This window comes from Lentihominibacter faecis (genome assembly GCF_014306095.1).
In the GTDB taxonomy this organism is placed as follows: Bacteria; Bacillota; Clostridia; order Peptostreptococcales; family Anaerovoracaceae; genus Lentihominibacter; species Lentihominibacter faecis.
In genome coordinates this window covers 21041-28959 of record NZ_JACRWC010000100.1, presented here as the reverse complement: position 1 = coordinate 28959, position 7919 = coordinate 21041, and the positions used below count along the sequence as shown (strand labels likewise).

Here is a 7919-nt window from a genome sequence, read left to right as displayed (position 1 = left end):
GCATTAGTTGCCTCCTTTTCTCTGTTGGATATTTGTTTCGCAGCTTTATTCTACAGGATTCTGGCTTCTAATGCTTTCTTTTCATTAAAAAAGATGACTCGCTATCTGCGAGCCACCCCAACATATTTTTTAGAACCCTTTTTATGGGGAGCGATCAAATCGGTATTTTCCATCGCGGAAACAGTAGTACCGGTCACGTCCAGCTATTACGTTACAGAGATCCTGATGTCGAATCTGGTCAACTTCTGTATCCTGGTGATCTATGTCGTATACACCCAGCAGGAAAGCAGCCTGGCCAGCAGCCTCTACCGAACGGTTGTCGACAACTCCAAGGATGTTATCTTTTATTATAAACTGCAGCCGTACGAAGCTTTCGAGTATATCTCGCCTTCCATCCGGGAGGTTACAGGATACCCACAGTCAGCGTTTTACGACAATCCGAACATGTTCCAGACTTTGACAAGCTATAGGCAGGCAGAAGAGATCCGCGATCTTTTTACTGCAAAATTCCCGGCACGGGATCGCATCGTCATAGAAATGACTAATAAAAACGGGGAATCCTTCTGGGGGGAATTCACCTGCACTATCATACGAAAAAAAACGACGAATGAACCCATTGCTCTGGAAGGATCTTTCCGTGATATCACTTCGATCAAATCGGCCGAGCTGAATCAGATCGAAGCCACAAAAAGCCGCAATATGCTCCTCTCCTATATTTCACATGAGCTGCGGACACCGATCACATCCATTGCCGGTTATCTGACCGCGATCAGCGATGGAACGATCAGCAGCAAGGAAGAAAAGCACGAAGCGATGGAGATCATCACCGCCAAGACTTTGATCTTAAAAAAGCTGGTGGACGATCTGGGGCAGCTGTCAAAGATGCAGACTCATCAGTTCACCTTTGATTTTACCCTTTGCACCATAACCGATGCCGCAGATCTTCTGATCACCAGCAACATAGGCGATGCCAGGGCTGCCGGATTTGAGATTTCCATTGACTACGACGAGATCACGCTGTCTCACTACTGGGCTGTACTGGATCTTGACCGCATCAATCAGGTTTTTTCCAACCTGATCACAAACGCGATCAAATATTCCGATACACATAAGGAAATGCACATCACGTTTAAAGTAGACGACGCCGCCGAGAACTTCATCGTGTCGGTATCAGACAAAGGGATGGGGATCCGTGAATCTCAGCTTGCCCATGTGTTCGATCAGTTCTATCGGGCAGAGAACAACCAGAAAAACGGTCATACCCAAATCGAAGGCCGCGGCCTTGGGCTGACCCTTTGCAAAGAGATCATGCTTGCCCACCAGGGCGATATTTATGCAGAAAGTACATTTGGAGAAGGAAGTACGTTTACATTCATCATCCCGCTCTATAAGGAGGTCTAATCATGGCAAAAGAAAAAATACTGGTAGTGGACGACGAAAAAGCGATCAACAAGCTGGTCTGCTCCTATCTGACCAAAGAACAGTTCCGTCCGTTCTCTGCTTATACCGGAGAAGAAGCGCTGGATCTGCTGAAAAAAGAAAACCCGGATCTTATCATCCTGGACATCATGCTGCCGGACACAGAAGGGACCGCACTTTCACTGGATATCCGGGAGCATTCCAATGCACCGATCATCTTTCTCAGCTGCAAGACCCAGGAAATCGATAAGATCATCGCGCTTTCTGCCGGCGGAGACGATTACATGACCAAGCCTTTCATGCCCGGCGAACTGATCGCACGGATCAAGGCTCATCTGCGCCGCCAGAATTCCCTTGCCCGCAAAGCAGCTGAAGCGGAAGCCAGCCTGTACGAATACGATGGGCTTAAAATCGACTTTGATACACACGACCTGTTTCTGGACGGAGAGCCTGTGAGTCTGACCTCAAAAGAGTTTGAGATCCTCAAACTGCTGATCCAGCATCCGCGCAAGGTATTCCCCGCCGCACAGATATTCGAAACAGTCTGGAAGACCACCTGCATGGAAAACGACACAAAAACTGTCATGGTCTACATCAGCACCCTGCGAAAAAAACTGGAACGTAAAAATCATGATACCAACTACATCGTCAGTGTCCGCGGTGTAGGCTATAAATTTAACCAGATGCCAAAAAAGGACGAGTAACGAAGGCCAAAGCCGGGAAAACCGGGCACCACCCCTTCCCGGCTCTTTTCTTTGCATTAAAAATCCCGTACAAGCTGATTGTACGGGATTTTTTCATATGCATTTATTTCCGTTCCAGTTTCTATACGTAACGGATAAGCATGTATACCGAGCAGATCGCTACGGACAGGATCATCATCGGGAATCCGATCTTGAGGAACTGTACGTACGTGATCGGATATCCATGTCTTGCACTGATGCCGGACAGCACTACATTCGCAGATGCACCGATCAGAGTTCCGTTTCCGCCCAGACATGCGCCCAGGGACAGTGCCCACCAGAGAGGCATAACGTCCATACCGCTCTCACCCATGGAGTGGATCAGTGGGATCATCGTTGCTACGAATGGAATATTGTCCAGTGTTGCAGACAGCAGTGCGGATACCCACAGAATGATCATCATCGTCAGGACAGCCTGACCGCCTGTTGCGTTCATGATGATGTCAGCCAGATTGTCGATCACACCTGTTTCTACCATACCGCCTACTACGATAAACAGCGCGGTAAAGAAGATAATCGTCGGCCATTCTACGTCTTCTACAATACCTTCTACATTCTGTTTGCCTATGATGATCATGATCACCGCTCCAGTCAGTGCGATGATGGAAGATTCCATATGAAGCACACCGTGAAGGGAGAAGCCTGCTACGATCAGTACGATCATGACAACACTCTTCGTCAGCAGAGTTTTGTCCTTGATCAAAGCCTTTTCATCCATATCCATAACTGCCTTCATCGCTTCCGGCGTTGCGATCAGCTTCTTTTTGTAAATCAGCTTGAAGGCGAAAATCGTTGCGATCATTACGACGATAACGATCAGACCGTCGTTTACCAGGAAGTCTACAAATGACAGGCCGGTTGCACTTCCGATCATGATATTCGGAGGGTCGCCGATCAGGGTCGCCGTACCACCGATATTGGATGCCAGGATCTGCGTCATGATATAAGGCACCGGATTGAGATCCATCGCCTTGGTAATAGCAAATGTCATCGGGCCAACGAGAAGTACCGTTGTAACGTTATCCAGCAGAGCCGACAGCAAGGCGGTGATGATAATGAAAACGATCATCATCTTCCAGGGATCACCCTTGGCGATCTTCGCCGACTTGACAGCCAGATACTCAAAAATTCCCGAATGTTTTACAACTGCTACGAACAGCATCATGCCGATCAGCAGTCCAATGGTGTTGTAATCGATGTAGGATACACCCGTTTCGATATCAAGCACTCCTAAAATAATGAGCAGTACCGCACCTCCTACGGCAACGACTGCTCTGTGGACTTTCTCTGAAATGATTACGATCATTACCAGAACGAATACGACCACGGATAATGTTGCGTGAGACATTCTTTCATTCCTTTCTTCCCATGAATTCCATTTTCCAATTACCTTGATACTTTAATACAAAACACGCAAAAAATCAACTAAATTTTTATTAAAGAATATCCCTCGTAAATTTTAAGAAAAAACAGAAAAAAGCGAGTGCATATCTGCCCTCGCTTTTTTCTGTTATGTTGTTGTATGTTCTATGATTTTGATCTTGCGATCTATATGATTTCTATGCGTAGCGGATCAGCATGTATACTGAGCAGATCGCTATGGACAGGATCATCATCGGGAATCCGATCTTCAGGAACTGCATGTATGTAACCGGATGACCGTTCTTGGCACTGATACCAGTCAGTACTACGTTTGCAGAAGCTCCGATCAGTGTTCCGTTTCCGCCCAGGCATGCACCAAGTGACAGCGCCCACCACAGAGGCATAACATCCATACCGTCGTTGCCCATAGCCGTGATCAGCGGAATCATCGTTGCTACGAACGGGATATTGTCCAGTGTAGAGGACAGGATCGCCGATACCCACAGAATGATCATCATCGTCATAACAGGTTTTCCGCCTGTTACACCCATGATCAGGTCAGCCAGCTTGTCGATCACGCCTGTTTCCACCATACCGCCTACTACGATAAACAATGCGGTAAAGAAGATGATCGTCGGCCATTCTACGTCGGAAACGACTTCTTCAATGTTCTGTCTTCCGATGATCATCATGATAACAGCTCCCGACAGTGCTACGATGGAGGATTCCATGTGCAGCACGCTGTGAAGCATAAATCCTGCTACGATCAGAACGATCATGACAATGCTCTTGATCAGCAGCTTCTTGTCACGGATCAGGGATTTTTCATCCATCGCCATGACCTTGGCCATAGCTTCCGGTGTTGCGTTCAGCTTCTTGCCATAGATGAAGTAGAATGCGGCGATAGTTGCTGCCAGCACCACGATAACGATAAGACCATCGTTTACCAGGAAGTCTCCAAACGTAAGACCTGTAGCACTTCCGATCATGATGTTTGGCGGGTCACCGATCAGCGTGCCCGTACCGCCGATATTAGACGCCAGTATCTGCGTCATGATATAAGGAACAGGATTCAGATCCATTTCCTTCGTGATCGCGAATGTCATCGGTCCTACCAGAAGAACCGTGGTTACATTATCCAGAAGTCCCGACAGGACCGCTGTGATAATGATAAAGAAGATCATCATCTTCCACGGGTCGCCCTTAGCGACCTTTGCAGATTTTACTGCCAGGTACTCAAACATCCCGGAATGCTTTACGACTGCGACAAACATCATCATGCCGATCAGCAGCCCGATGGTGTTGTAGTCGATATACGATACTCCGGTGCCTATGTCCAGCACCCCTAAGATGATCAAAAGAACTGCACCGCCTACAGCACAAACTGCTCGGTGAACTTTTTCGGATATGATCACGACCATTACAAGAACGAATATGATCACTGACAAAGTTGCATCTGACATTTCATTCACCCTTTTTCAACCCTTCTCATAAATTATTTTTTAAAAAAGGACTGTTTCCCCCAAGATGTCCGGCAGGCATAAAACAGCACGCTGCACATATATACCCAACAACAAAGTATATATCCGTACAGGAAAGGCAGTCCCAGAACAAAGGGATAGATCCTCTCCCGCACCAGAAGAATTCCCGGAAACTCCATGGCCAGAAAACCTGCTCCCAATAAAATGCCAATGATCCATCTCCGTATTTTGATCTTCTTTTTCGTACCTGCTTTTTTCATCTTGAAAAGTACCTTTCGTCCGACACACACTCTAATACATATATAGGAAAAAAACAACTGATTATTTTGCTGAAACCCCCGAAAAATGCGAACTCATACTAAAGTATTAGCTAAAGTGCCAGCCCGAGGATAAGGGTCGCCATCAGTAAATAAGTCAAAGTAGAAACCGTATCCGTGATCGATGAGATCATCGGAGTTGCCATGAGAGCCGGGTCTATGCCTATCCTCTTGGCAGCCATCGGCAGAAGTCCGCCTAAAAGTTTAGCAAAAATAATGACCAGTATCATCGAAATCGATACCGTCAGTGCGATCATCGGCGTATTGCCGTCGATCAGAATGATCTTCCCGAAATTGATGGCACTGAGAACCAGCCCTAAAATAATGCTCACCCGGAATTCTTTCCACATCACACGCAGGGCATCTTTGACGTCGATCTCGTCGGTGGACATTCCGCGAATGATCAGGGAAGCGGCCTGGGTTCCCGCATTTCCTCCTGTGCCCGATAAAAGCGGGATATAAGCCACCAGTGCGATCACCTGCGCAAGCACATCCTGGAATGTTGAAATGACCACGCCTGTGATCATCAGCGCCACCATCATGATCGCCAGCCACGGAAGCCGGTTCTTCACATGACGGAATACGCCCATGTCCAGATATTCCTGGTCAGAATCATCCATGACGCCGGCCATTCTCTCGATATCCTCGGTAGTTTCCTCTTCAATAACGTCTAAAATATCATCGAATGTGATGATCCCCACCAGCCTGTGTTCATTGTCTACTACCGGTATTGCCAGAAAGCCGTACTTCTTAAAAGTCTCGGCGACTTCTTCCTGGTCATCGTGCACGCTTACGTACACATATTCCGTATTCATCAGTTCCGATACCTGTACATCATCATCGGCAATGACAAGCGCACGAAGAGAAACGATCCCTTCAAGCTTCCGACCGCCTTTCTTCACATAACAGGTGTAGACTGTTTCACTGTCCATCCCTACATCCCGTATGTGCTGCAGAGCCTGTCCTACCGTCATGGTCTCCTGCAGGCTGATATACTCAGGCGTCATCAGGCTTCCCGCGCACGTGTCCGGATAATTCAGAAATGTATTGATCAGCTTTCGCTCTTCCTTCGGCGTTTTTTCCAGGATCTTATCGACGATATTTGCAGGAAGTTCTTCCAGCACGTCGATCATATCATCGAAGTCCAGCTCTCCCATGATGTAAGAAACTTCTCGATCGGTGATACCCTGGATGATCTCCCTCTGGTCGTCCGAAGGCAGATAAGAAAACACCTCCGCCGAAATATCCTTCGGAAGCATACGGTAAATGATGATGGTTTTGTCAATACCGGACTCTTCCAGGATCTCCTCCAGGATCTCCGCGATATCGACTTCATTATGTTTTAAAATCTCATCTCTCGCCCGGAAATACGCTTTTTCCTCCAGAAGATCCAGAATTTGCTCGATTTCCTCATCGAACTTCTTCATCTTGGTATCCATATCCATTGATTCAGTCATGCGATTCCCTCCCCTTTAAATGGTTTCGTATTTGATCGGCAAACGCCGCAGCTTTCTCTTCGATCCCCGGGATCTGCAAAATTTCCCCGGGGCTGTTAGCTGTTTCAAGTATAGCAAATTTCCCTGGCAAAGCAAAGGTTTTATTCATGTTGAGTCCGCTGATCAGCTGCTCTGCGACGATATCTCCGCCGCTGTAACCGGAAACGATCACGCCGAACAATGCTTTGTCGTAAAACCGGTGCGTAGTAAAAAGCGCTGTCATCCGATTGATAAAGGCCGTCAGGTTGGCGCTTAAAGCATCGTTGTAATTAGGACAGATCATGACCAGCCCGTCGCAGTCGAGGATCGCCGGATATACTTCCTCCGCGATCGGTCCTCCGTAAAAACAGCTGCCTTCCTCGCCAAAATGATGACACACATCATAGGCACATCCTCTGCAGTCCCGGATGAATCCATTCCGCAGAGAGATCCTTCGTATTTCAAAATCCTGCAAATGCTGTTCCGTCATCTCCCACAGCTGCAGGCTGTTGGAGATCTTCCTGTTTCCCGCATGAAGCACCAGCAGTTTCGGACGCTCACACTGCGGTTTTCGATACTGCACTACATTCTCCACCAGCTGCCGCCCGGCTTCCATATATGCCTGCAGATTGTCCATATGCAGATTTTTCGCCTGGATATCATAATTATGCAAAGTTCGCGTCCCTTCTACCAGCGGGCGCCCCGGGAATGTGCATCCGGCCCGATTGGTAGTGAACACCATGCTTCTTCCTGCAGATTTCGTATAAAACTCACAATTTCCGTCTAAAATCACGCCTCCCACGGCATCTTCCAGCGAACTCTGGTGCAGACGGAAATACTTCATCATCGTATACCAGGTCAGATTGATGCCCGACTTTCCAAGCGATATGGCGAACAGGATCCGTTTTCCCTTCAGATCCGCATGTTCCAGCTCGCTGACCGTTGTGATCTCATCCCAGGAATATCCTTCGAGACTGTACTGCAAAATAGCCTTCAGCCTGGCGGTTTTCCCCGCTTCCGGGCAGTACGGTGCGATCAGGATCAGATCTACATCTTTTTTATTTGTTTTACTCTGGTCTTGTCGTTTCATAAAACCGCCCCCTTGCCTGTTTCACCAGCAGC

Annotated in this window: 6 protein-coding genes; 2 read left to right on the top strand and 4 right to left on the bottom strand. The window is 47.7% G+C overall.

The window, feature by feature from the left end; genetic code table 11:
* Positions 1–1401 (top strand): sensor histidine kinase (locus H8876_RS07855; protein ID WP_249287279.1); only part of this gene is annotated, 1401 nt, incomplete at its 5' end.
* Positions 1402–1403: 2 nt separating this feature from the next.
* Entirely contained in the window at positions 1404–2123 is a 720-nt protein-coding gene (locus H8876_RS07850; RefSeq protein WP_249287278.1) for a response regulator transcription factor, read from the top strand.
* A gap of 121 nt (positions 2124–2244) precedes the next feature.
* Here H8876_RS07850 and H8876_RS07845 read toward each other — a convergent pair whose 3' ends face one another.
* The 4 genes from H8876_RS07845 to H8876_RS07830 form a co-directional block, all read right to left on the bottom strand.
* Positions 2245–3510 (bottom strand): ArsB/NhaD family transporter, encoded by a 1266-nt coding sequence (locus H8876_RS07845; RefSeq protein ID WP_249287277.1) that lies wholly within the window; start codon positions 3508–3510, stop codon positions 2245–2247.
* 211 nt (positions 3511–3721) lie between these two features.
* Complete coding sequence (locus H8876_RS07840) at positions 3722–4987, bottom strand: ArsB/NhaD family transporter (protein WP_249287276.1); 1266 nt, start codon at positions 4985–4987, stop codon at positions 3722–3724.
* 388 nt (positions 4988–5375) lie between these two features.
* On the bottom strand, positions 5376–6779 hold the full coding sequence (gene mgtE / locus H8876_RS07835) for a magnesium transporter (protein WP_249287275.1): 1404 nt from the start codon (positions 6777–6779) through the stop codon (positions 5376–5378).
* Positions 6772–7887 carry an NAD(P)H-dependent oxidoreductase gene (locus tag H8876_RS07830; protein WP_249287274.1) on the bottom strand — a complete coding sequence of 372 codons (1116 nt, stop codon included), beginning with the start codon at positions 7885–7887 and terminating at the stop codon, positions 6772–6774. The genes mgtE and H8876_RS07830 overlap by 8 nt, the downstream gene beginning before the upstream one ends.
* Positions 7888–7919: the final 32 nt, after the last annotated feature.